Source organism: Streptomyces sp. bgisy159 (assembly GCF_057707805.1).
On record NZ_JBYIQX010000037.1, the window covers coordinates 42,475 to 64,255 of the forward strand.

The window sequence follows — 21,781 nt, forward strand, 5'->3', positions numbered from 1 at the left end:
GCGCGCCGGGGAGCGCGCGCCGGGGCGGACTCCGGTACGGCCCCGCTCACGCTAGCCGTCGGACGCCGGACCGCAGGGGGCACACGCCGGGGACGGCCGATACCCGACGCCCGGCGCGGCCGTCCCTCACCCGGGCGGGCGCCGTCAGGACCGCGCGGCCCGCTCCGCCAGCCGGCGCCGGGCCTCCGGCCAGTCGAGGGGCAGCTGTGAGGCCGGGACCCGCCAGAAGACGAAGACCGAGTCCTTCATGGTCGGCCGCAGCCTGACCATGATCGACTTGTGTGGCTCCGTGCGCGCGTACGCCCGCAGCGCGTCCTCGTCCCGCCAGGCCGACAGGGTCCAGAAGGTGCGCCTGAGCGGCTGGGCGACCAGCGACGCTCCGTACGCGCCGGGTGCGCCCTTGACCTGCTTCCAGGCGGCCAGCGACTTCAGGAAGAAGCGCGGTACGTCGGCCGGGGAGCGCACCTCGAAGCGGGACGCCATGACGAACGCCTCGGCGTCCGGGGCGGGGATGTCGACCGTGGACCAGGGGAGGGTGGGCATGGCTGTGCCCCTTCGTCGGCAGTTGGATACTTACGCTATCCATGTTAGACAGTGAAGGTATCCAGTTGCCAAGGGTTCGAAGGGCGAGGCGTCGGCGATGCGCATCTCCGAACTGAGCCGCCGCAGCGGCGTCTCGGTCACGACGATCAAGTACTACCTGCGCGAGGGCCTTCTCCCGCCCGGCCGTCAGACCGCCGCCACCCAGGCCGATTACGACGACCAGCACCTGCGCCGGCTCCGGCTGATCCGCGCCCTGACAGGTGTCCGGGGTCTGTCGGTGGCGACCACCCGCGAGGTGCTGGACGCCCTCGGTGAGCACGGCGACGACACCCACCGCGTCCTCGGCCTGGCCCTGGGCGCGATCCGGGTCGCGGACGACCCCGCCGACCGGACCGCCGACACCGCCGAGGTCGACGCCCTGGTCGAGGAGCTGGGCTGGCAGGTGCACCAGGACGCCCCGGCCCGCGCCGTGCTCGCCGGAACCCTGGCCTCCCTGCGCTGTCTCGGCGTCCCCGTCGACGGGCGGACCCTGCTGCCCTACGCACGTCTCGCCGAGCGGATCGCGGTCCTCGACCTCGACCAGCTCGGCGGGCTCGACGACCCTCTGGAGGCCGCCGAGCGCGCCCTGCTGATGACCGTCCTCCTGGAACCCGCCCTGATGGCGCTGCGCCGCATGGCCCAGGAGAACGAGTCGGCCCGCCGCCACGGCGGCTGAGTCCGCCCACCCCGCGGCCGCCGTCCGGCACGGCGCCGTGCGGCCCCGCCCGTCGATCGGATTGAGCCGCCGGGGGCCGGGTACGCGAGCCACGACCCTCCGGACGGACCGCTCAGGTTCCGGCCGCAACCGCACACCAGGGAACCCCCATGGACACACCTGCCCACGACCCCACCACCCCCGCCCGGCGGGCGCTGGACGCGCTGGCCAGGGATGCCGAGGACAACGACGCGCTGGACACCCTCGCGCACAGCGAGGTGCTGGTCCCGGTGCCCGACGAGACGTCCGACGAGGACGCCTCCGACCCCACCGCGGTCGCGCTGCCCGTGCTGGAGCAGCCCGGCGGCAGCCCGGTGGTACCCGTGTTCACCTCGGAGCTGGAGATGTCGGAGCTGCTGCCCTACATCTCCCGCTACCGCCTGATCCCGCTCGGTGCGCTCGCCGCGCAGTGGCCCACTGATGATCTGTCCCTGACCATCGACGCGGCCGGCGACCACGGGCTGACCCTCACGTCGGAGGGCGTGCGCACCCTGCTCGCGCGCTGACGGCGCGCCTCGCCTCTCACCGCGCCGGTGTCTCGGGGGCCGGCGCCCCGGCGTGGCCGGGCGGCAGCATGCGCTCCAGGGCGGCGCGCTGCAGCGGCAGCACCGCGCCGTGCAGGTCGCGGCCCTTACGGGTGAGGGCGACCCACACACCGCGCCGGTCCTCCGCGCACACCGAGCGCTCGACCAGGCCCTCCTTCTCCAGACGGCCGATCAGCCGGGACAGCGCGCTCTGGCTGAGATGGACCCGCCCGGCCAGGTTCTGCACCCGGCACTGCTCGCCCTCGCCGGGGGTCTCGGCGGCCAGGATGTCGAGCACCTCGAAGTCGCTGGCGCCGAGCCCGTGCGGGTGCAGCACCCGGTCTATCTCGCACATCGTGCGCGCGTGGACCGACAGGATGTCCCGCCACCGCTGCTCCAGGCCCGCCCCGGCCGTCTTCGCTCCCATACTCCGAAGGTAGCACCGTTCCGGCCATTCATTGAGTGTGCAACTAGTGCGGATGCATGGAACTCCGCGGCGGGCCTCCGGCTCCGCTCCGGCTCCGTGGCCCCGGCCCCGGCTGCGGAGACCCGGCCGGCGGGGCGGAGCGGCCGCGGCAGCCTCAGGCGGCCGGGTCCTGCAGGAGGCCCACCAGATTGCCGTCCGCGTCCTTCACCGACGCGATCAGCCGGCCGCCACCCACGTCCTGCGCGTCCTGCAGCAGCTCCGCGCCCGCCTCCAGCAGGGCGGCGAGCCGCGCCCGCAGATCGGTGACGTGCCAGTAGGGGACCGGTCCGGTCATGCCCTTGCCGTGCCCGTTGGGGTCGAGGCCGACATCCTGGCCCGCCGCCTTGAAGCCGACGTAGTAGGGCTCGTCCGCGTACGGCTCGACGTCCAGCAGTGTGCGGAAGACGGCCTTCGCGCGGTCCAGGTCCTTCACGGGGTAGATGATCGTCTGCAGTCCGTTGGCCATGACGTACTCCTGTGCGGGGCGGACCGGTGAGGTCACGCGAGTGGAATCGGCGGAACGCACCGCCCGGCGCGGCCTGACGCCGAACGCCGAAGCGGTCCCTCCACGCTAGGACGGACCGGCCGCGGCCGGCTTCTCCGATCCTGACCGCTTGCTCCACCACCGCCTCGAGTGCCGGCCCCGGGGCCCGGGCCCCGGGTCCGGGACAGCGCCCGCCGGTGCGCGGCGCTCGCTCACGTCGAGTCGCGTTCGATCAGCTCCGTCGGGAGGATCACCGCGGCCGGCTCCTCGCCGCCGATCTGGGCGAGGAGGACCCGGACCATCTCGGCGCTGATGCGGTCCCAGGGCTGGCGGATGGTGGTGAGGGCCGGGGTGGCCGCCGTGGCCGCGGGCGAGTCGTCGAAGCCACCGACCGCGACGTCCTCCGGCACCCGCCGGCCCGCGCGCCCCAGCGCGGCCAGGACGCCCTGGGCCATCAGGTCGGACGCGACGAACACCGCGTCCAGGTCCGGCGCCCGCTCCAGCAGTAGCTCGCCGCCCGCCTCACCGCTCGCCCGGCTGTAGTCGCCGGAGACGACGAGCCGCTCGTCGTGGTCGATGCCGGCCTCGGCGAGGACCTCCCGGTACCCGGCGAGCCGCTCCACACCGCCCGGCGTGTCCAGCGGGCCGGTCACCACGCCCACCCGGCGCCGCCCGAGGGACAGCAGGTGGCGCACCATGTCCCGCGCGCCGTCCCGGTCGTCGGCGGCCACATAGCTCACCTTCGAGCCGAGCCCGATCGGCTTGCCGCACGCCACCAGCGGTACGCCCGCCTCACGCAGCTCCTGCGCGATCGGGTCCCCGGAGTGGCTGGAGACCAGCAGCACGCCGTCGACGTGCCCGGCGGTGATGTACCGCGTTATCCGCCGCCGTTCGTCCTTCGTGCCCGCCAGCATCAGCAGCAGCGGCACGTCGTGCGCGGCCAGCGCCTGGGTGCAGCCGCGCAGCAGCACGTTGAAGTTGGGGTCCTCGAAGAACCGTTCCTGAGGCTCCGTCAGCAGGAAGCCGACCGAGTCGGACCGCCCGGTGATCAGTGACCGGGCGTGCCGGTTGACGACGTACCCCGTCCTGCGGATCGCGGCGTTGACCGCCTCCTGGGCGGCGGGGCTGACGTAGTGGCCGCCGTTCAGCACGCGCGAGACGGTGCCGCGGGAGACCCCCGCCTCCCGCGCCACGTCGTGAATCGTCGGCGCCCTGCGCCGACCCCCCGAGGTGCTCATGGTCATGACTTTACGGCCCCGGACAGCAGATCCAGGCTCCAGAACCGCTGGATGACCAGGAAGAGCGCGACCAGCGGAAGCACCGCGAGGAACGCCCCGGTGATCACCAGGGTGTACAGCGCCGGGGTGCTGGAGCCCTGCTCCAGCAGCGTGTACAGCCCGAGCGTGATCGGGAACTTCTCGTCGTCGCTGAGCATGATGAACGGCAGCAGGAAGTTGTTCCAGACCGCCACGAACTGGAACAGGAACACGGTCACCAGCCCGGGCACCATCATCGGCAGGGCGATCCGGCTGAAGATCCGCCACTCGCCCGCCCCGTCCATCCGGCCGGCCTCGACCACGTCGGCCGGCACCGCGGCGGCCGCGTAGATCCGCGACAGGTACACGCCGTACGGGGAGAGGATCTGCGGCAGCAGCACCGACCAGTAGGAGTCGGTGAGCTCCGCCTCGGCCATCAGCAGGTACTGCGGGATCGCGAGGATGATCGGCGGCATCAGCACGCCCGCGAGCAGGACGTTGAACATCGTCTCGCGGCCCCGGAAGCGGTACGTCGCGAGCGCGTAGCCGCTGAAGGCGGAGACGCACGTCGACAGCAGGGCGCCGAGCCCGGCGTAGAGCGCCGAGTTGCCCATCCACTTCCAGTAGACGCCGTCTCGGTAGGAGCTGAGGTCCTGGACGTTGTCGGCGAAGCCCGACCCCGGGAGGAAGGTGAACGTCGAGAACAGCTCCCGGCCCGACTTCGTGGACGCGATCACCACCCACGCCACCGGCAGCAGACAGTAGACCGCGCCGAGCAGCAGTGTCACCGTCGGGACCAGGGCGACGCGGCGGCGCAGCGGCGGGCGGCCCCGCGTGGTACCGGCGGTGCCGGTCGTGGAGGGCGCCTGGGGTACGGCGAGGGAGCTCACCGGGATGCCTCCTGCTTGTTGCGGTGGTTCGCGGCCCGCAGGAACCCGAAGGACAGCACCAGCGTGACGACGGCGATGATCACGGCCTCGGCGGCCGCCGCGTGGATGTCACCGGCGCCGAACGCGTCCCGGTACACCTTCATCAGCGGACTCCAGGTCGTGGACACGGAGTTGGTGAGCGGCTTCAGCGTGGTCGGCTCGCTGAACACCTGGAGCGTCGCGATGATCGAGAAGAAGAAGGTCAGCACCAGCGAGGGCGCCACCATCGGGACCTTGATCCGCAGTGCGATCTGCAGCGGCGTGGCGCCGTCCAGCTTCGCCGCCTCGTACACCTCGGCCGGGATCGCCCGCAGCGAGGTGTAGATGACGATCATGTTGAAGCCGGTGCCGCCCCAGACGGCGATGTTCGACAGCGCCAGGTAGAGCGGGCCGCCGTCCAGCAGGTCCGGCTGCGGCATCCCCAGCTTGTCGAGGACGAAGTAGAAGGGACTCACGTCCGGCAGGTACAGGAAGCCCCACAGCAGGGCGGCGACCACGCCGGGGACCGCGTACGGCAGGAAGATCGCCAGCCGGGTGAAGGGGGTGAGCCGCACCTTGTCGGAGTCCAGCATCAGCGCGAGCACCAGGGCGAGACCCAGCATCACCGGGACGACGATGCAGCCGTAGCCCAGCACGCGCAGCGCGCCGTCCAGCAGCTCGCCGTCGGTGAGGGCGTCGGCGTAGTTCTCCGCGCCGGCCCAGACCTCCTCGCGGGCGCCGGCGCCCAGGCCGAGGCCGGAGACCCGCACCGTGTGGAGGCTGAGCCAGAGCGCGTACCCGATGGGCAGCGCGAAGAACAGGGCGAACAGGACCGTGCCGGGGAGGAGGAAGAAGTAGGGGGCGCTTCGCCCTCGTTCGAGGACGGTGGCGGGAGACGGGTGGGCGTACGGGGCCCCCTCGGCCCCGTACGACCTCCTGCGTGCGCTTCTCACTCGGAGACCCCGAAGCCCTGCTTCTTCATGTCGGCGACCGTGTCCGCCTGCATCTTGTCCAGGGCGGCACCGAAGTCCGACTTGTTCTTGGCGGCGGCGCCGAACGCGTCCTTGAAGGAGGTGTAGGCGACGTTCACGTTCGGGCCCCAGGCGGAGGGCGCCGTGGTCTTCGCGATCTTCGCGGCGGTGGTGTAGAAGTCCGCCTGGTCGGCGAAGAAGTCCGGCGGCGTGGTGAAGGCGCCGCTGAGCTGCGCGGAGGTGGAGGCCGGGTAGATGCCGCCCTCCTTGGCGAGCGCGTTGAGGGCGTCGCCGTCGGTGTTCAGCCAGGCGGCGAACTCGGCGGCGGCGGCCTTGTGCCCGGAGTCCGTCGTCACGGCCGTCGAGGAGCCGCCCCAGCTGCCGGTGACGTTGTCGCTCGTGGACCACTGGGGGAGCGGGGCCATGGCCCACTTGCCCTTGGTGGACGGCGCGGCCGTGGTCAGCGTGCCGGGCGCCCACACCGCGGAGACCCAGGCGATCTGCTTGCCGGTGTCCAGCGCCTTGTTCCAGGCCGGGGTGTACATCGGCTGGTTGTCGATGGCGCCCTCCTCGACCAGGCCGCCCCAGAAGTCGGCGACCTTCTTCGTCGCCGCGTCGTTGATGCCGACCTTCCACTTGTCGCCCTCGGTGGTCCACCACTTGGCGCCGGCCTGCTGTGCGAGCCCCGCGAACAGCCCGGAGTCGTTGGCGGAGAAGGTGGTCAGGTCGACGTCGGGCGCCTTCTTCTTCAGCGCGCGGGCGGTCTCGGCGAACGCGTCCCAGGTCGTCGGCACCGTCAGGCCGTACTGCTGGAACAGGTCCTTGCGGTAGTAGAACATCATCGGTCCGATGTCCTGCGGGATCGCGTACACCGCGTCCGTGCCCAGCGTCGTCTGCTGCCAGACGCCGTCGGCGAACTTGCTCCGGGCGTCGCCCGCCTCCCCGGAGATGTCCGCCAGCGCGTCGTTGCTGACCAGCGTCGGCAGCGCCTGGTACTCGGCCTGGACCAGGTCGGGTCCCTTGCCCGCCTTGTGCGCGGTGAGGATCTTGGTGACCAGGGTGTCGCCGGACGCCTGCTTCTTCACCGTGACGGTGATCTGCCGGTCCTTGCCGGGGCCCTTGTTCCACAGGTCGACGACCTTGTCCATGCCCGGCGTCCACGTCCAGTACGTGAGCGAGACGGGACCGGACCGCGCCGAGCCGTCGTCGTCCGACGAGCCGCACGCGGCGAGGGTGGTGGCGCCGAGTGCGACGGCGACGGCGGCGGCCGTGACCTCGAAGAGTCTCCGGCGCTGGGTGTTGGGCATGGAAATCTCCCCTGACCTGGGCCCCCGCCTGCTGCGTGGACCTGCCATGCTTCTGTGAGCGTTCACAGTAGAGAAACATCCCGGACACTTGTCAATGGTTGTTGCTGTGCGGTTATGTTGGGCTTACGCCGCCATCGATGTGTGTGCACGTTCCCAAATGATCGAACACAACGGGAGAGATCCATGCCGGAGACCACGCCCAGGGGCCTGACCAGGCTCGCCTTCGGCGGGGACTACAACCCCGAACAGTGGCCGGAAAGCGTCTGGCAGGAGGACGTCCGGCTGATGCGGGAGGCCGGCGTCACCATGGTGAGCGTCGGGATCTTCTCCTGGGCGCTGCTGGAACCCGCGCCGGGGGAGTACGACTTCGGCTGGCTGGACCGGATCATCGGGCTGCTGCACGACAACGGCGTCCGCGTCGACCTCGCGACCCCCACCGTGGCCCCGCCCGCCTGGTTCTACCGCGAGCACCCCGGGGCGCTGCCCGTCACCGCCGACGGCGTGCGCTACGAGTTCGGCTCCCGCGCCGCGATCTGCCACAGCAACGCCGACTACCGCGCGGCGGCGGCGAACATCACCACCGAGCTCGCCGAGCGCTACGGCGACCACCCGGCGCTGGCCATGTGGCACGTGCACAACGAGTACGGAGTCCCCGTCTCCGCCTGCTACTGCGACTCCTGCGCCGCCCACTTCCGCCGCTGGCTGGCCACCACGTACGGCACGGTCGACGCCGTCAACGACGCCTGGGGCACCGCCTTCTGGGGCCAGCGCTACGCCGACTTCGGGCAGATCAACCCGCCGCGCCTGACGCCGACCGTCGGCAACCCGGGCCAGGCGCTGGACTACCGGCGGTTCGCCGACGCGACCATGCGCGAGAACTTCGTGGCGGAGCGGGACATCCTGCACCGGCTGGCACCCGGCGTGCCGGTCACCACCAACTTCATGACCGCCCTCAGCCAGTGCGACTCGGTCGACTACTGGGCCTGGGGCCGCGAGGTGGACATCGTCACCAACGACCACTACCTGATCACCGACGGCCGCCGCACCCACGTCAACCTGGCGATGGCAGCCGACCTGACGCGCTCGGTGGCCGGGGGAGCCCCCTGGATCCTGCTGGAGCACTCCACCTCGGGCGTCAACTGGCAGCCGCACAACCCGGCCAAGGCGCCGGGCCAGATGGCCCGCAACTCCCTGGCGCACGTCGCCCGCGGCTCCGAGGGCGCGATGTTCTTCCAGTGGCGCCAGTCCCGGCGCGGCGCCGAGAAGTTCCACTCGGCGATGGTCCCGCACGGCGGCACCGACACCCGCGTCTGGCGCGAGGTGGTCGAGCTGGGCGCCGGCCTGGACTCGCTGTCCGCCGTCCGCGGCACGCGCACCGAGGCCGACGTGGCGGTGCTCTGGGACTGGCAGTCCTGGTGGGCGCAGAACCTCGCCTGGCGCCCCAGCGAGGACGCCGACCCGCGAGAGCGCGCCGACGCCTTCCACGAGGCGCTCTACGACCGCCACCTCACGGTCGACTTCGCCCACCCCGAGGCGGACCTCTGCGCGTACCCGCTGGTCGTGGTGCCCGCCCTGTACCTGATGACCAAGGCGGCCGGCGACAACCTCAGGGCGTACGTCGAGAACGGCGGCACCCTCGTCGTGTCGTACTTCTCCGGCATCGTCGACGAGCACGACGCCGTCCACGAGGGCGCCTACCCCGGCCCGCTGCGCGAGGTACTGGGCCTGAGCGTCGAGGAGTTCTCCCCGCTGCTGCCGGGACGGAACGTGCGCGTCACCGGTCCCGATGGCGCCGAGCTGGGCGGCGACGTGTGGACCGAGTTCGTCGTCCCGCGCGGCGCCGAGTCGGTCTGGAGGTACGCCGACGGCCCGACCGCCGGGCACCCCGCGATCACCCGCCACCGCCTGGGCGAGGGCATCGCCTGGTACGTCTCCACCCGCCTGGGCCGCGAGGGCCTGGACGTGCTGCTCGGGCGGGCCGCCGAGGACGCGCGCCTCGCCCCGCGCGCCGACCTGCCGCACGACGTCGAGGTCGTCGTCCGCAGCGGCGAGAGCGGCCGTTTCCTCTTCGCCGTCAACCACACCGGCGCCGACGCCAAGGTGCCGCTCGACACGCCCGGCACCGAGCTGCTGACGGGCGAGCCCGCCGCCGGCCGCCTCGCGGTCCCGGCCGGCGCCGTCCGGGTCGTCCGGCTCGACGGCTGAACCCGACTCCCCTCCGCCCGTGGAGCCGCGAGCCGCGGGCGGAGGGGGCCCCGCTCCCACCCAGCGCCATCCCGGGGGCACCGGGCATCCCATCCCCACCACGTCGAAGGGACGACGGACGACGATGTTCCATCCCAGACGCACCCTGAAGGCCCTGCTGGTACCCCTCACCGCCGGGCTCGCCCTCACCGCCCTGCCCGCGCAGACCGCCCGGGCCGCGACCACCCTCACCAACGGCGGGTTCGAGTCCGACGGCACCGGCACCGCCGCACCGGCCGGCTGGTCCACGTACTCGGCGGCCGGGCAGAACTCCGCCTCCTTCACCGAGGCCGGCGGCCACAGCGGCGGCTACCGCCTCAGCCACTGGTCGTCCTCCGCCTACAAGGTGGAGACCTGGCAGTACCTGTCCGGACTGGCCAACGGCGACTACCGGCTCACCGCATGGGTCCGCTCCGGCGGCGGTCAGAAGGCCGCCTACATAGCGCTGAAGAACTGCGGGGGCACCGAGCGGCGCACCGACCTGCCCGTCTCGGCGAGCGGGTGGATACATGTCGTCGTGCCGGTCAGGGTGACCAACAACCAATGCACCATCAGCATCAACAGTGACGCCGGCGCGGGGAACTGGATCAATGTCGACGACCTGGCCTTCACGGCCGGCACATCGGGTACGTCGATCCACGGCGCCGACATCTCCTCCCTCGCCAAGAGCGAGGCCGAGGGCGGCGTGTACCGCACCGCCGGCGGCACCAGCGGCGACGCGGTCACCATCCTGAGGAACGCCGGCATGAACTACGCACGGCTGAAGGTCTGGGTCGACCCGGCCGACGGCTACAACGACAAGGCGCACGTCCTCGCCGTCGCCAGACGCGTCAAGGCGGCCGGCATGAGACTGCTGGTCGACTTCCACTACTCGGACGCCTGGGCGGACCCCGGCAAGCAGACCAAGCCCGCCGCGTGGGCCGGGCACACCTACAGCCGGCTCAGGACGGACGTGTACACCCACACGTACGACGTGCTGAACGCCCTCAAGGCGCAGGGCACCACCGCCGACATGGTCCAGGTCGGCAACGAGATCAACGGCGGCATGCTGTGGAACGAGGGCTCCACCGCCAACTGGTCCCAGCTCGCCGGACTCCTCAACAGCGGATACGACGCCGTCAAGGCGGTCGACGCGTCCACCACGGTCGCCCTGCACCTCGCCGAGGGCGGCGATCCGGCCGGCACCCGCCGGTGGTTCGACAACGCGGTCGCGAGCGGCGTGCGGTTCGACGCGATCGGCCTGTCGTACTACGGCTACTGGCACGGCTCGCTGTACGACTTCCAGACCACCCTGGACGACGCGGCCGCCCGCTACGGCAAGCCCGTGTTCGTCGCCGAGACGGCCTACCCCTTCCGCCTCGACAGCGACGACCCGCTGGTCAACCAGATCGACACCACCGGTGAACTGGTCCCCGGCTACCCGGCCACGGTCGCCGGTCAGACCAGGTGGATGAACGACGTCGCGAGCATCGTGGAGGCCGTCCCCAACGGCCGCGGCCTCGGCGTCTTCTACTGGGAGGCCACCTGGACCGCGGTCACCGGCAACGGCTGGGACCCCGCCGACGCCTCCTCCGGCAACGGCTGGGAGAACCAGGCCCTGTTCGGCTTCGATGACAAGGCGCTGCCCTCCACGTCGTGGTTCCGCCACCGCTGACCCGACCCGCGGGGGCCCGGCCGCGCCACACCAGGACCACACCGGGCGGCCGGGCCCTCGCCGCGTCTCCAGACGGCGTTCGGCCGGCCCGCCGCGCCCGCGGACCCGGCAACGGCGTTCGGTTCCCGGCCGAAGGTGCGCCCAGCGCGCGACAGCCCGGCCTCGGATCCGGAAAAGTGGGAAGAACGCGGAACAAGAAGGACCCCGGCGGAGGGAACCGAAGGGGGCGGCGATGGCGAGGACTCCCGCCGGCGGGCGGCGCCTGGACATCCTGGAATGGCTGAAGGAACCGGACCGGCACTTCCCGGCGCAGCGCCACGGCGACCCGGCGACCGACGGCGTCACGGCCGGGGCCGTCGCCGCCCGGCTCGGTGTCCACCGCCGCGTGGCGCGCTCCCATCTCGCCCTCCTCGCCGACCTGGGCCTGCTGCGCACCAAGCGCATCCGCCACCGCACCTTCTACCGACGCGACGAGCCGCGCATCGCCGAGGTGTCCCGGCTGTTCCAGGAGGGGTGGTAGCGCCACCCGGCCGCCCGTCGATGCGGACGGGAACCCGTGCCGAACCATGTCCGGAAAACCCTGCGAAGTCGTGGCAGACCGCCGCACCGGACACATCCGGCTGCGACGACGACCGCCTCGGACAGGAAGGCCCGCCGATGGACCGTCCCGCGCCCCCGGCGCCGCTCCGCTACGTCACCCTCCCCGGCACCGCCCCGAGGACGCCGTCGTGGAGCCCAGAGGGCGTGTGCTGACCGGGGTGGCCGACGGACGGATCCCGCGCGTCGACGGTCCGGACGCTCCGCCCTCGGCCCGCGTCGAGTGCGTCGCCGAGATCGGCGGGCGTCCGCTCGGCCCGGACCTGTGCCCCGACGGGGAATTCCTGGTCCGCGACGGCCACGGCGGACTGCCGGCCGTCGACCCCGGCAGCCCGGTGAGACGGCGTTACGCTGGTGCCCGGCCGTGATCACCCGCCGACGGGCGGGGCGGGGCGGCCGGGCAGGAGACGTACGACCGATGACAGCGCAGGAAACCGGGAGCCCGCCGACGGCCGCCCCGCGGCGGCCCGCCCGCCGGGAGCAGCTGCCCGTCGTCGCCGCCGTCGCCCTCGGCGGCGGTCTCGGTGCCACGGCGCGATACGCGGCGGCCCAGTGGTGGCCCACCACCGCCGGCGGTTTCCCGTGGACCACGCTCTGGGTGAACGTCGCCGGGTGCGCGATGATCGGCGTCTTCCTGGTGCTGCTCACGGAGGTGCTCTCCGCCCACCGCCTGCTGCGGCCGTTCTTCGGCACCGGGGTGCTCGGCGGGTTCACCACCTTCTCCACCTACGCCGTCGACGCGCGCCACCTGTTCGACACGGGCCACCCGCTCACCGCGCCGGCCTACCTCGCGGCGACCCTGCTCGCGGCCCTCGCGGCGGTCTGGCTGGCGGCCACCGCGACCCGCCGCGCCCTGATCCGGAGGCGGCGATGACGCGACTGACCGGACGTGCCCTGCGCCTGACCGTGTTCGTCGGCGAGAACGACACCGTCCACCACAGACCGCTGTACGCCGAGATCGTGCACCGCGCCCACGCGGCCGGCCTGGCCGGAGCCAGTGTCTTCCGCGGCATCGAGGGGTTCGGCGCCTCCTCGCGGGTGCACACCTCCCGGCTGCTCTCCCTCAGCGAGGACCTGCCGGTGGCCGTCGTCGTCGTGGACACCGAGGACCGGGTCCGCGCCTTCCTGCCCCAGCTCGACGAACTCGTCACCGAAGGTCTGGTGACCCTCGAGGCGTGCGAGGTGATCCGGTACACCGGCCGCGGGGAATCCGGCACATCGGACACGAAGGGTAAGAAGTGGTTGTGAACTGGCTGGTGGTCGCCGCGGGCGGCATGGTCGGCGCCCCGCTCCGCTATCTCACCGACCGCGCGGTGCAGAGCCGTCACGACTCGGTCTTCCCCTGGGGCACGTTCACCGTGAACGTCACCGGCTGCCTCGTCCTCGGGCTGCTCGCCGGCGCCGCCCCCGCGAGCGCCGACCTGCGGCTCTTCCTGGGCACCGGGCTGTGCGGGGCGCTGACGACGTACTCGACGTTCTCGTACGAGACGCTGCGGCTGGCGGAGACCGGGGCCGGACTGCAGGCCGCCGTCAACGCCGTGGGGAGCGTGCTGGCCGGGCTCACGGCCGCCTTCGCGGGAGTGTGGCTGGGCCGGACGGTGTGGGGTTAGGGGCCCGCGGGGCCCCCGGTGGCCGCCGGTTCCGGCCGGCGCTCGTACCGGCGCCTGGTAGGACGGTCTCCCGCACGTTCCGCCAACCGAACCCGAACAGGACCCCATGAGCGCCATCTCCGTCGGCCAGGCCGTCGTCCTCGGAGCCGTAGAGGGAGTGACCGAGTTCCTCCCCGTCTCCTCCACCGGCCATCTGAAGATCACCGAGGGCCTGATGGGAATCCAGGTCGACGACGACGCCGTCGTCGGGTTCTCGGCCGTCATCCAGGTCGGCGCCATCGCCGCCGTGCTGGTGTACTTCTCCAAGGACATCGCGCGGATCGTCTCCGCCTGGTTCCGCGGCCTGCGCGACAAGGAGGAGCGCTACCACCACGACTACAAGTTCGCCTGGTGGGTGATCTACGCCACCCTCCCGATCGTCGTCGTCGGACTGGCCGCCAAGCCGCTCATCGAGGGCCCGCTGGCCTCGCTGTGGGTGGTGGCGGGCTCGCTGATCGCCGGCTCCGGCGTGATGTGGGCGGCCGACCGGATGGGACGGCACAAGCGCGGCGAGGACGACACCTCGCTGAAGGACGCGATGCTGGTCGGCGGCTCCCAGATCCTCGCCCTCCTCTTCCCCGGCTTCTCCCGCTCCGGCGCCACCATGTCCACCGCGCTCATGCTCGACCTCGACCGGGTCGCCGCCACCCGCCTGTCCTTCTTCCTCGGCATCCCCGCCCTCACCGGGGCCGGGATCTACGAGCTCAAGGACGCCCTCGGCACCGGCGCGGGCGCCCTCCCGCTGGCCGTCGGCACGGCCGTGTCCTTCGCCGTCGCCTACGCCTCCATCGCCTGGCTGCTGAAGTTCGTCGCCAAGCACTCCTTCAACGCCTTCGTGGTCTACCGGATCGTCGTCGGCGTGCTGCTCCTGGGCCTGCTGGCGACCGGCACGCTCGACGGCTGACCGCTGGCCGCCCGGCGGGTGTGCGGTGCCGCCGTCCACCGCACACCCGCCGGGGTTCGTCCTCCGCCCGCCTTGACACGACCGGCCGATGGGCCCGACCATCACTTCCGTGAACCTGTCAGACAGCCAGACAGGTGGGAGCGGCCCGCGGCGCGTCAGCGCCATGGAAGCGGTCCTCACCCACCTCCGCGGCGCCATCGAGCGCGGCGACTACGCCGTGGGCGACAAGCTCCCCTCCGAGGCCGAGCTCTGCCGCACCCTCGAGGTATCCCGGCCCGTCCTGCGGGAGGCCCTGCGTGCCCTGCAGGCCATGGGCCTCACGGTCGCCAAGACCGGCAAGGGCACCTTCGTGATCGCGAACACCGTCGAGGACCCCACCTTCGGCGACTACGCGGCCAGCGACCTGCTGGAGGTCCGCCGCCACATCGAGATACCGGTCGCGGGCTACGCGGCCGTGCGGCGCACCCAGGAGGACCTCGACCACATCAAGCACCTGCTGGACCGGATGGAGCGGGAGACCGACACCACCGCGTGGGTGGCCATGGACACCCTGTTCCACCTCGCCGTCGCCGAAGCCTCCCAGAACCCGGTCTTCCGCCGGGTCATCGAGGAGATCCGGGACGCGCTGGCCCGCCAGTCCGCCTTCCTCAACGAGGTCGGCGGCCGTCGCGACCGGGGTCACCGCGAGCACGTGGCGATCTACGAGGCGCTGCTCGACGGCAGTGAGCGGGACGCGGTGGAGGCCATGGCCTTCCACCTCGACGGGGTCGCGACGACCCTCACCACGATCGTGCGCGCGGCCCGCCCCGGACTCCCCGCGGAAGGCGGCCCCCGGTCATGAGCGGGCAGCACTCGCACAGCGGTCCGCAGAAACGTTCCGGCTGATGATGCCGACGGCGGCGCCGGACGCACCACCGTGCCCTGCCCGCCGCACCACCGCCCCCGAGGCGGGCGCGTGAACCGCGCGCCGGCCGCCACCCACCCACCAGTGATCAGGCAGTGATGTTCAGCAGCTTCCCGGCGGACCCCCCCGCGATCCGCGAACCCCTCCACGCCCCCGTCGCCCAGCTCGTCCGCGACGGCGTGACCGAGGGCATCCACTACGGCTCCGTCGTCGTCCTCGGCGGCGACGGGCAGGTCGAGTTCCAGCTCGGCGACATCGAGGCGGCCTTCTACCCGCGCTCCGCCCTCAAACCGGTGCAGGCGGTCGCCATGGTGCGGGCCGGACTGCCGCTCGACGGCGAACTGCTCTCCCTCGCCGCCGCCAGCCACTCCGGCGAGGAACGCCACCTCGCCGGCACCCGGCGGATCCTGGAGCTGGCCGGCGCCACCGAGGACGACCTGCGCAACGTCGTCGACCTGCCGTACGACCCGGTGGTGCGCGACGCCTGGGTGCGGGCGGGCGCGCTGCCCTCCCGGCTCGCCCAGAACTGCTCCGGCAAACACGCCGCCATGCTGTACACCTGCCGCCTCAACGGCTGGCCCCTGGACGGCTACCTCGACCCCGGGCACCCGCTGCAGAAGACCGTCGCCGAGACCGTCGAGGACCTCACCGGCCAGCGGATCGCCCGGGTGAGCGTCGACGGCTGCGGCGCGCCCCTGTTCTCCGTCTCCCTGCACGGCCTGGCCCGTGCGGCCGCCCGGATCACCACCGCCGCCGGCGGCACCCCGCAGGCCCGGGTGGCCGACGCGATGCGTGAGCACGCCGAGATGGCCTCCGGCTCCGGCCGCGACGTCGCCGCGCTGATGCGGGCCGTGCCCGGCCTGCTCGCCAAGGACGGCTTCGAGGGTGTCGAGGTCGCCGCCCTCCCCGACGGGCGGGCGGTCGCCGTCAAGATCTCCGACGGGGCGAACCGGGCCCGCATACCCGTGGCCGCCGCCGCGCTGGCCCGGGCCGGCGTCGACCCGGAGCTGCTCACCGAGTTCGCGGGCGAGCCCCTGCTCGGCGGGGGCGAACCGGTGGGCCGCATGCGTCCCGTGCGGGCGCTCGACCCGGTCGCCTCGCCCGCCCGCGCTTAGGCCGCCACCCCACCTCGCCCTCCCGCGCGCAGGCCGCCGCCTCACCTCGCGCCCGCGGGGAGGGCCGTCCCACCTCGCGCCCGCGCCCCGCGCGGGGCCCTCACCCTCACCCCTCGGAAAGAGGATCCGTACGCCATGACCGCCGCCACCCGCCGCGAACACGACCTGCTCGGGGACCGTGACGTCCCCGCCGACGCCTACTGGGGCGTGCACACCCTGCGGGCCACCGAGAACTTCCCCATCACCGGCACCCCCATCTCCACGTACCCGCACCTGATCACCGCCCTCGCCGCCGTCAAGGAGGCCGCCGCCCTCGCCAACGAGGAGCTGGGGCTGCTGCCGTCCGCGAAGGCCGCCGCGATCGTCGCCGCCTGCCGGGAGATACGCGCGGGCGACCTGCACGACCAGTTCGTCGTCGACGTCATCCAGGGCGGCGCCGGCACCTCGACGAACATGAACGCCAACGAGGTCGTCGCCAACCGGGCGCTGGAGCTGCTGGGCCACGCCAAGGGCGAGTACCGGTTCCTGCACCCCAACGAGGACGTCAACCTCGGCCAGTCCACCAACGACGTCTACCCGACCGCCGTCAAGGTCGCGACGGTCTTCGCGGTACGGGAACTGCTCAGGGCGATGGCCGTGCTGCAGGACGCGTTCGCCGGCAAAGCCGTCGAGTTCCGCGACGTGCTCAAGATGGGCCGCACACAGTTGCAGGACGCCGTCCCCATGACGCTCGGTCAGGAGTTCTCCGCGTTCGCCGTCATGATCGGCGAGGACCGGTCCCGTCTCGACGAGGCGGTCGAGCTGATCCACGAGATCAACCTCGGCGCCACCGCCATCGGCACCGGCCTCAACGCCCCCGCCGGCTACGCCGAGGCGGCCCGCCGCCACCTGGCCGACATCACCGGCCTGCCCCTGGTCACGGCCGCCAACCTGGTCGAGGCCACCCAGGACTGCGGCGCGTTCGTCCAGATGTCCGGCGTGCTCAAGCGGATCGCCGTCAAGCTCTCCAAGAGCTGCAACGACCTGCGCCTGCTCTCCTCCGGGCCGCGCGCCGGCCTCGGCGAGATCAACCTGCCGCCCGTCCAGGCCGGTTCGTCGATCATGCCCGGCAAGGTCAACCCCGTCGTCCCCGAGGTCGTCAACCAGGTCGCCTTCGAGGTGATCGGCAACGACGTCACCATCACCATGGCCGCGGAGGCCGGCCAGCTCCAGCTCAACGCCTTCGAGCCGGTCATCCTGCACTCCTTGTCCGAGTCCCTCACCCATCTGCGCGCCGCCTGCCTGACCCTCGCCGAGCGCTGCGTCTGCGGCATCACCGCCAACACCGAGATGCTGCGCGCCGGGGTCGAGAACTCCATCGGCCTGGTCACCGCCCTCAACCCGCACATCGGCTACGAGGCCGCCACCGCCATCGCCAAGGAGGCCCTGGCCAGTGGCCGCGGAGTGGCCGAACTCGTCCTGGAGAAGGGGCTGCTGCCGGCCGAGCGCCTGGCGGTCCTGCTGCGCCCCGAGGTGCTCGCGGGCAGCGGTCCCGTGACGGTCGTCTGACCCGGGCGACGCGTCCCGGCGCACCCCGCGTACGACGGACCCTGCGCCCCGCGCCGGGCCGACACGCGGGGTGACGTCACCCCCAGGGCTGAAGCGTCACGCACGGGACACGGCCGCCCCGGCCACGCCCTGACGCGCGGCGCCGCCGCGTGGCCAGCACGCGGAAGGCGACCCAAGACATGCCTGATTGGACGGCACGGCGACCCTCCGCGACCCCGGCGAGCCGGTCGATCGGGGGTGCGGCATGATGACGATCATGTCGTCGCAATTCCAGCCCGTCCTCGACCGCATCCTCCGGGAGATCGAAGGCACCCCGGGACGCGGCCACCCCGCCGACTACATCCCGGCGCTCGCCGCCCGCGACCCGCGCCGCTTCGGCATGGCGGTCGCGGATCCGGACGGCACGGTGTACGGCGTGGGGGACTGGCGGGAGCCGTTCTCCGCGCAGTCCATCACCAAGGTCTTCACCCTCGCCCTCGACCTGGCCATCGAGGGCGACGAACTCTGGGAGCACGTGGGCCGGGAGCCCTCCGGCAACCGGTTCAACTCGCTGGTGCAGCTGGAGTACGAGAACGGCATCCCGCGCAACCCCTTCATCAACGCGGGCGCGCTCGTCGTCACCGACCGCCTGCACACCCGCAGCGGTGACGCGGCCGGTGAACTCCTGGCCTTCCTGCGCGCCGAGAGCGGCAACCCCGGCCTCGGCATCGACCGGGAGGTCGCCGCCTCCGAGACCGCGCACGGCGACCGCAACGCGGCGCTCGCCCACTTCATGGCGTCCTACGGCAACATCGACAACGACGTGCCGACCCTGCTCGACCAGTACTTCCGCCAGTGCTCGATCACCGCCTCCTGTGCCGACCTCGCCCTGGCCACCGGCTTCCTCGCCCGGCACGGCATCCGCGCCGACGGCTCCCGGCTGCTCACCCGCAGCCAGGCCAAGCAGATCAACGCGATCATGCTGACCTGCGGCACCTACGACGCGGCCGGCGACTTCGCCTACCGGGTCGGCCTGCCCGGCAAGAGCGGGGTCGGCGGCGGCATCATCGCCGTCGTCCCGGGCCGCTGCACGCTGTGCGTGTGGTGCCCGGGCCTCGACGAGCGCGGCAACTCGGTGGCCGGTGTCGCGGCCCTGGACCGCTTCACGACGCTGACCGGACTGTCCGTCTTCTGAACCCGCGGAATCCGCCGAAACCGGCCGGCCCGTAAAACGGTTGTCTCCGCGGCCGGTCCGCGGTGAGGATCTCGCGCATGTTCTCGCGCAGGAAACACCGCCCCCAGCACCCCGACGTCCTCAAGGCCTGGCAGTGCCTCGACGCGGGGGACGTCCCCGGAGCCCTGCGGCAGCTGCGCACCGGCGCCGACGACCTGCCGCTCCCGGAGGTCGCGCTGGTCGTCGCCCGCGCCGCCGCCACGGCCGGTTTCGACGACCTTCGGGACGCCGCCACCGCCGTGAGCGCCGCCCCCGACCGGGTGCGGGCCCTCTACGACTACGGGTACGCCTGCGTCGAACGCGGCGTCCACCACCTCGCCGTCCCCGCCCTGCGCGAGGCGCTGAACCGGAGCGGGGGCGCCCTGCCGGTGCTGCGCGAGCTGATCTCGGCGTACGAGGGCGAGGAACGCCACCGGGAGGCCGTCGACGCGCTCCTCGCGCACGAGTCCGGCCTCGCCGACTGGCCGGACGGCTATCTGCTGGTCTTCAACGCGGTCATGGCGGGCGACCTGCCCCTGGCCCGCCGTCGGCACGCCCTGCTGCCGGACCCGGACGAGGAGATGTGGCAGCCCGCGCGCGACCGCCAGAACCGCATGCTGAGCCGGGCCGCGGCCGCCGAGGCCGTGACCGCGCTGGACCCGGAGGACCTGCGCGGCTGGCAGTACGTGATCGGGGGCACCGTCCTCGGCACCCTCTCCCCGTACGGCTACGCCTCGGGCATGGCCGGCCGGTACGCGTTCCTGCAGGACACCCACGAGCAGTGCCTGCGCGGGCTGCTGCGGCTGAAGTCCGTCCTGGCGGCGGCCGAGCTGCGCCCGGCCTCGGTGTCGCTGCTGCCCGACCGCGGCAGCCGTATCCTCGGCCATGCGGCCGCCGAGGTGCTCGGCCTGCCCGCCCTGCCGTTCGCACCGGAGCGCGAGGACACCGTCGTCGTCGCCCACGACCTGAACGAACTGGCCGGGCACGACGAGGGCCCGCGGATCACCGGGCAGCTCTTCCACCGCGCCCCCGGCCAGGTGCTGCACGAGCACGCCGGCTGCTGGACCGATCCGCCGGCCGTCACCCCGGACAGCGTCACCCTGCTGCACCAGGCCGTGATGGCCCCGTGGAGCGGCGGCCTGCGGCAGACGGCCGACGGCGGGGTGGCGCCTGGCGAACCCGACGTCCGCCCCGAGGCCGACATCGCCGCGGACATCCTGGCCGCCGACCCGGCGCCCGACGACGGGGACGGAGACACCCCGGCCGACCCGGACAGCCGGCTCACCGCCTTCGTCACCGCGATCCGCCCCACCTGGCTGTACGGCGACCGTGCGGCCCTGAAGACGGCGGGTCCGGTGCGCAGTGGCCGTTTCGGGTGAGGCGGGACCTGCGGTTCACCCGCGGACCGGGCAGGTGCGTCGTCCGGCCTTCCGGCGGTGCCCGTGCTGCCCGGCCGACAGGTGACCCCGTGGAACCGGAGGCGTCCACGAGCTGCCTGCGCGGGCCCGGCCCGTCGGCTCACCCGTCGGCCGGGCGGCGGGTGAGGAGGTGCAGGGCGAGTGCCACGGCCGCCGCGCCGGCCACGGCAGCGGCCGCGGCCAGCAGCGCGGTCGGCAGCCCCAGCTCCGCGCCGGCCGGCTTCGGCACGGCCACCGGCGCCGTCTGCGGACCGGGGCGCGGCCGGGCCCGTAGCGCGTCGAGTGAGCCCACCGGGTCCACCCGGCCGGCTGCCGCGAACCCCCAGTCGAGCAGCTCCCGCGCCTCCTCGTACACCGCGTAGCCGCCGCCCTCCTGCGGATTCATCACCGTCACGACCAGCGTGCGCCCCTCGCGCCGGGCGGCGGCCACCAGCGTGTTGCCCGCCTTGCTGGTGTAACCGTTCTTGATGCCGATCAGCCCCGGGTAACGGGCGACACCGCTCCCGCCGGTCAGCAGCCGGTTGGTGTTGGCGATCGGGTACGACCCCCCGTCCCGCCCGGGGAACCTGGCCTCGGCGGTGCCGCAGTAGCGCGCGAAGTCGGCGTTGCGCAGCCCCGCCCGCCCGAACACCGCCAGGTCGTACGCCGACGACACCTGCCCGGGGGCGTCGTAGCCGTCGGGCGACACCACCCGGGTGTCCAGCGCACCCAGCGCGCGCGCCTTGTCCTGCATGAGCCGGGCCGTCGTGCGCCAGCCGCCGTTGAGCCTGGCGAGCACGTGCACGGCGTCGTTGCCGGACGCGAGGAACACCCCGCGCCACAGGTCGGCGACCGTGTACGAGCGGTCCTCGGCGACGCCGACGAGGCTGCTGCCCGCCCCGATGCCGGCGAGTTCCTTCTCGGTGACCCGGTGCCGGATGCCGGCCGGCAGGGCCGGCAGCACGGTCAGGGCGAACAGGGTCTTCAGGGTGCTCGCGGGCGGCAGCCGGCGGTGCGCGTTCCCAGCCGCCAGCACCGCCCCCGAGCCCGCGTCGGCCACCAGCCACGACAGCGCGGAGACGTCCGGGACCCGCGGGGCGCCCGGGCGGGGACGGACCTGCGTGCCGGTGCGGTGGAGCAGCGCCGGCGCGGGGGTGGCGCCCGCCCGGCCCCCGGGCGCGCCCGGGTCGGGCCGGACGGGGTGTGCGGCCGCGGCCGGGCCCAGCGCCAGCACCCCCGTCGCGCACACCGCGCAGGCCGACGTGACGGCGCGTGAGGAGAATCCGATCGTCATACCGCCAACGTAGGAAGGATCCCGCTCTTCCTCGTGCTGACCGTGCCGGGCGGCGCCGCGGCGAGGGGTC

23 protein-coding genes are annotated in these 21,781 nt (G+C 73.0%); 15 read left to right on the forward strand and 8 right to left on the reverse strand.

The window, feature by feature from the left end; genetic code table 11:
• Positions 1 to 144: 144 nt before the first annotated feature.
• A complete protein-coding gene (locus AC3ET3_RS27840) occupies positions 145 to 543 on the reverse strand; it encodes a DUF3291 domain-containing protein (RefSeq protein WP_435613080.1) in 399 nt (132 codons plus the stop codon).
• Positions 544 to 640: 97 nt separating this feature from the next.
• On the opposite strand from AC3ET3_RS27840, the gene AC3ET3_RS27845 reads away from it, so the two are divergent.
• Together AC3ET3_RS27845 and AC3ET3_RS27850 are read left to right on the forward strand one after the other, a co-directional pair.
• Positions 641 to 1,258: a MerR family transcriptional regulator gene (locus AC3ET3_RS27845; protein ID WP_435613081.1), complete on the forward strand. Its 618-nt coding sequence runs from the start codon at positions 641 to 643 to the stop codon at positions 1,256 to 1,258.
• 149 nt (positions 1,259 to 1,407) lie between these two features.
• Positions 1,408 to 1,803 (forward strand): SseB family protein, encoded by a 396-nt coding sequence (locus AC3ET3_RS27850; RefSeq protein ID WP_432133418.1) that lies wholly within the window; start codon positions 1,408 to 1,410, stop codon positions 1,801 to 1,803.
• Positions 1,804 to 1,819: 16 nt separating this feature from the next.
• On the opposite strand, the gene AC3ET3_RS27855 is transcribed toward AC3ET3_RS27850, so the two are convergent.
• The 6 genes from AC3ET3_RS27855 to AC3ET3_RS27880 all read right to left on the reverse strand — a co-directional run bounded on the left by AC3ET3_RS27855 (position 1,820) and on the right by AC3ET3_RS27880 (position 7,213).
• Complete coding sequence (locus tag AC3ET3_RS27855) at positions 1,820 to 2,248, reverse strand: MarR family winged helix-turn-helix transcriptional regulator (protein WP_432133417.1); 429 nt, start codon at positions 2,246 to 2,248, stop codon at positions 1,820 to 1,822.
• 154 nt (positions 2,249 to 2,402) lie between these two features.
• Positions 2,403 to 2,753: a VOC family protein gene (locus AC3ET3_RS27860; protein WP_432133416.1), complete on the reverse strand. Its 351-nt coding sequence runs from the start codon at positions 2,751 to 2,753 to the stop codon at positions 2,403 to 2,405.
• A gap of 230 nt (positions 2,754 to 2,983) precedes the next feature.
• A complete protein-coding gene (locus AC3ET3_RS27865; RefSeq protein WP_432133415.1) occupies positions 2,984 to 4,015 on the reverse strand; it encodes a LacI family DNA-binding transcriptional regulator in 1,032 nt (343 codons plus the stop codon).
• Positions 4,012 to 4,917 (reverse strand): carbohydrate ABC transporter permease, encoded by a 906-nt coding sequence (locus AC3ET3_RS27870; RefSeq protein WP_432133414.1) that lies wholly within the window; start codon positions 4,915 to 4,917, stop codon positions 4,012 to 4,014. Before AC3ET3_RS27870 ends, AC3ET3_RS27865 begins: the two co-directional genes overlap by 4 nt.
• Positions 4,914 to 5,888 carry a carbohydrate ABC transporter permease gene (locus tag AC3ET3_RS27875; protein ID WP_432133413.1) on the reverse strand — a complete coding sequence of 325 codons (975 nt, stop codon included), beginning with the start codon at positions 5,886 to 5,888 and terminating at the stop codon, positions 4,914 to 4,916. Before AC3ET3_RS27875 ends, AC3ET3_RS27870 begins: the two co-directional genes overlap by 4 nt.
• Positions 5,885 to 7,213, reverse strand: a complete 1,329-nt coding sequence (locus AC3ET3_RS27880) for an ABC transporter substrate-binding protein (protein ID WP_432133412.1) — start codon at positions 7,211 to 7,213, stop codon at positions 5,885 to 5,887. The genes AC3ET3_RS27875 and AC3ET3_RS27880 overlap by 4 nt, the downstream gene beginning before the upstream one ends.
• A gap of 183 nt (positions 7,214 to 7,396) precedes the next feature.
• Between AC3ET3_RS27880 and AC3ET3_RS27885 the strand changes: the two genes are divergently transcribed.
• From AC3ET3_RS27885 to AC3ET3_RS27945, 13 genes are all read left to right on the forward strand, one after another.
• Positions 7,397 to 9,418, forward strand: a complete 2,022-nt coding sequence (locus AC3ET3_RS27885) for a beta-galactosidase (RefSeq protein ID WP_435613082.1) — start codon at positions 7,397 to 7,399, stop codon at positions 9,416 to 9,418.
• 124 nt (positions 9,419 to 9,542) lie between these two features.
• Complete coding sequence (locus AC3ET3_RS27890; RefSeq protein ID WP_432133410.1) at positions 9,543 to 11,111, forward strand: glycoside hydrolase family 53 protein; 1,569 nt, start codon at positions 9,543 to 9,545, stop codon at positions 11,109 to 11,111.
• 232 nt (positions 11,112 to 11,343) lie between these two features.
• Positions 11,344 to 11,631 (forward strand): ArsR family transcriptional regulator, encoded by a 288-nt coding sequence (locus AC3ET3_RS27895; RefSeq protein ID WP_432156736.1) that lies wholly within the window; start codon positions 11,344 to 11,346, stop codon positions 11,629 to 11,631.
• A 208-nt stretch (positions 11,632 to 11,839) separates the two neighbouring features.
• Positions 11,840 to 12,076: a hypothetical protein gene (locus tag AC3ET3_RS27900; protein WP_432156735.1), complete on the forward strand. Its 237-nt coding sequence runs from the start codon at positions 11,840 to 11,842 to the stop codon at positions 12,074 to 12,076.
• Positions 12,077 to 12,126: 50 nt separating this feature from the next.
• A complete protein-coding gene (locus tag AC3ET3_RS27905) occupies positions 12,127 to 12,582 on the forward strand; it encodes a fluoride efflux transporter FluC (protein WP_432156734.1) in 456 nt (151 codons plus the stop codon).
• The gene (locus AC3ET3_RS27910) at positions 12,579 to 12,956 is read left to right on the forward strand and encodes a DUF190 domain-containing protein (protein ID WP_432133406.1); all 378 of its coding nucleotides are present in this window, start codon (positions 12,579 to 12,581) and stop codon (positions 12,954 to 12,956) included. The genes AC3ET3_RS27905 and AC3ET3_RS27910 overlap by 4 nt, the downstream gene beginning before the upstream one ends.
• On the forward strand, positions 12,953 to 13,318 hold the full coding sequence (gene crcB, locus AC3ET3_RS27915; protein WP_432133405.1) for a fluoride efflux transporter CrcB: 366 nt from the start codon (positions 12,953 to 12,955) through the stop codon (positions 13,316 to 13,318). Before AC3ET3_RS27910 ends, crcB begins: the two co-directional genes overlap by 4 nt.
• A gap of 106 nt (positions 13,319 to 13,424) precedes the next feature.
• Entirely contained in the window at positions 13,425 to 14,261 is an 837-nt protein-coding gene (locus AC3ET3_RS27920; protein WP_432133404.1) for an undecaprenyl-diphosphate phosphatase, read from the forward strand.
• Between the two features lie 163 nt (positions 14,262 to 14,424).
• A complete protein-coding gene (locus AC3ET3_RS27925; protein ID WP_432133722.1) occupies positions 14,425 to 15,102 on the forward strand; it encodes a FadR/GntR family transcriptional regulator in 678 nt (225 codons plus the stop codon).
• Between the two features lie 161 nt (positions 15,103 to 15,263).
• Entirely contained in the window at positions 15,264 to 16,280 is a 1,017-nt protein-coding gene (locus AC3ET3_RS27930; protein ID WP_435613083.1) for an asparaginase, read from the forward strand.
• Positions 16,281 to 16,415: 135 nt separating this feature from the next.
• On the forward strand, positions 16,416 to 17,828 hold the full coding sequence (gene aspA / locus AC3ET3_RS27935) for an aspartate ammonia-lyase (RefSeq protein ID WP_432133402.1): 1,413 nt from the start codon (positions 16,416 to 16,418) through the stop codon (positions 17,826 to 17,828).
• A gap of 244 nt (positions 17,829 to 18,072) precedes the next feature.
• A complete protein-coding gene (locus AC3ET3_RS27940) occupies positions 18,073 to 19,002 on the forward strand; it encodes a glutaminase (RefSeq protein ID WP_435613084.1) in 930 nt (309 codons plus the stop codon).
• A 77-nt stretch (positions 19,003 to 19,079) separates the two neighbouring features.
• Positions 19,080 to 20,399, forward strand: a complete 1,320-nt coding sequence (locus tag AC3ET3_RS27945; RefSeq protein WP_435613085.1) for a hypothetical protein — start codon at positions 19,080 to 19,082, stop codon at positions 20,397 to 20,399.
• A gap of 139 nt (positions 20,400 to 20,538) precedes the next feature.
• Here AC3ET3_RS27945 and AC3ET3_RS27950 read toward each other — a convergent pair whose 3' ends face one another.
• Entirely contained in the window at positions 20,539 to 21,711 is a 1,173-nt protein-coding gene (locus tag AC3ET3_RS27950; RefSeq protein WP_432133399.1) for a D-alanyl-D-alanine carboxypeptidase family protein, read from the reverse strand.
• Positions 21,712 to 21,781 lie beyond the last annotated feature (70 nt).

Bases quoted from the DNA above. Each gene is read 5' to 3' on its own strand.
- AC3ET3_RS27885 (WP_435613082.1), top strand. From the start codon at position 7,397: ATGCCGGAGACCACGCCCAGGGGCCTGACCAGGCTCGCCTTCGGCGGG.
- AC3ET3_RS27940 (WP_435613084.1), top strand. From the start codon at position 18,073: ATGATGACGATCATGTCGTCGCAATTCCAGCCCGTCCTCGACCGCATC.
- AC3ET3_RS27860 (WP_432133416.1), bottom strand. From the start codon at position 2,753: ATGGCCAACGGACTGCAGACGATCATCTACCCCGTGAAGGACCTGGAC.
- AC3ET3_RS27930 (WP_435613083.1), top strand. From the start codon at position 15,264: ATGTTCAGCAGCTTCCCGGCGGACCCCCCCGCGATCCGCGAACCCCTC.
- AC3ET3_RS27865 (WP_432133415.1), bottom strand. From the start codon at position 4,015: ATGACCATGAGCACCTCGGGGGGTCGGCGCAGGGCGCCGACGATTCAC.
- AC3ET3_RS27920 (WP_432133404.1), top strand. From the start codon at position 13,425: ATGAGCGCCATCTCCGTCGGCCAGGCCGTCGTCCTCGGAGCCGTAGAG.
- aspA (WP_432133402.1), top strand. From the start codon at position 16,416: ATGACCGCCGCCACCCGCCGCGAACACGACCTGCTCGGGGACCGTGAC.
- AC3ET3_RS27845 (WP_435613081.1), top strand. From the start codon at position 641: ATGCGCATCTCCGAACTGAGCCGCCGCAGCGGCGTCTCGGTCACGACG.
- AC3ET3_RS27880 (WP_432133412.1), bottom strand. From the start codon at position 7,213: ATGCCCAACACCCAGCGCCGGAGACTCTTCGAGGTCACGGCCGCCGCC.
- AC3ET3_RS27890 (WP_432133410.1), top strand. From the start codon at position 9,543: ATGTTCCATCCCAGACGCACCCTGAAGGCCCTGCTGGTACCCCTCACC.
- AC3ET3_RS27895 (WP_432156736.1), top strand. From the start codon at position 11,344: ATGGCGAGGACTCCCGCCGGCGGGCGGCGCCTGGACATCCTGGAATGG.
- AC3ET3_RS27950 (WP_432133399.1), bottom strand. From the start codon at position 21,711: ATGACGATCGGATTCTCCTCACGCGCCGTCACGTCGGCCTGCGCGGTG.
- AC3ET3_RS27910 (WP_432133406.1), top strand. From the start codon at position 12,579: ATGACGCGACTGACCGGACGTGCCCTGCGCCTGACCGTGTTCGTCGGC.
- AC3ET3_RS27855 (WP_432133417.1), bottom strand. From the start codon at position 2,248: ATGGGAGCGAAGACGGCCGGGGCGGGCCTGGAGCAGCGGTGGCGGGAC.
- AC3ET3_RS27925 (WP_432133722.1), top strand. From the start codon at position 14,425: ATGGAAGCGGTCCTCACCCACCTCCGCGGCGCCATCGAGCGCGGCGAC.
- AC3ET3_RS27840 (WP_435613080.1), bottom strand. From the start codon at position 543: ATGCCCACCCTCCCCTGGTCCACGGTCGACATCCCCGCCCCGGACGCC.
- AC3ET3_RS27905 (WP_432156734.1), top strand. From the start codon at position 12,127: ATGACAGCGCAGGAAACCGGGAGCCCGCCGACGGCCGCCCCGCGGCGG.
- AC3ET3_RS27945 (WP_435613085.1), top strand. From the start codon at position 19,080: ATGTTCTCGCGCAGGAAACACCGCCCCCAGCACCCCGACGTCCTCAAG.
- AC3ET3_RS27850 (WP_432133418.1), top strand. From the start codon at position 1,408: ATGGACACACCTGCCCACGACCCCACCACCCCCGCCCGGCGGGCGCTG.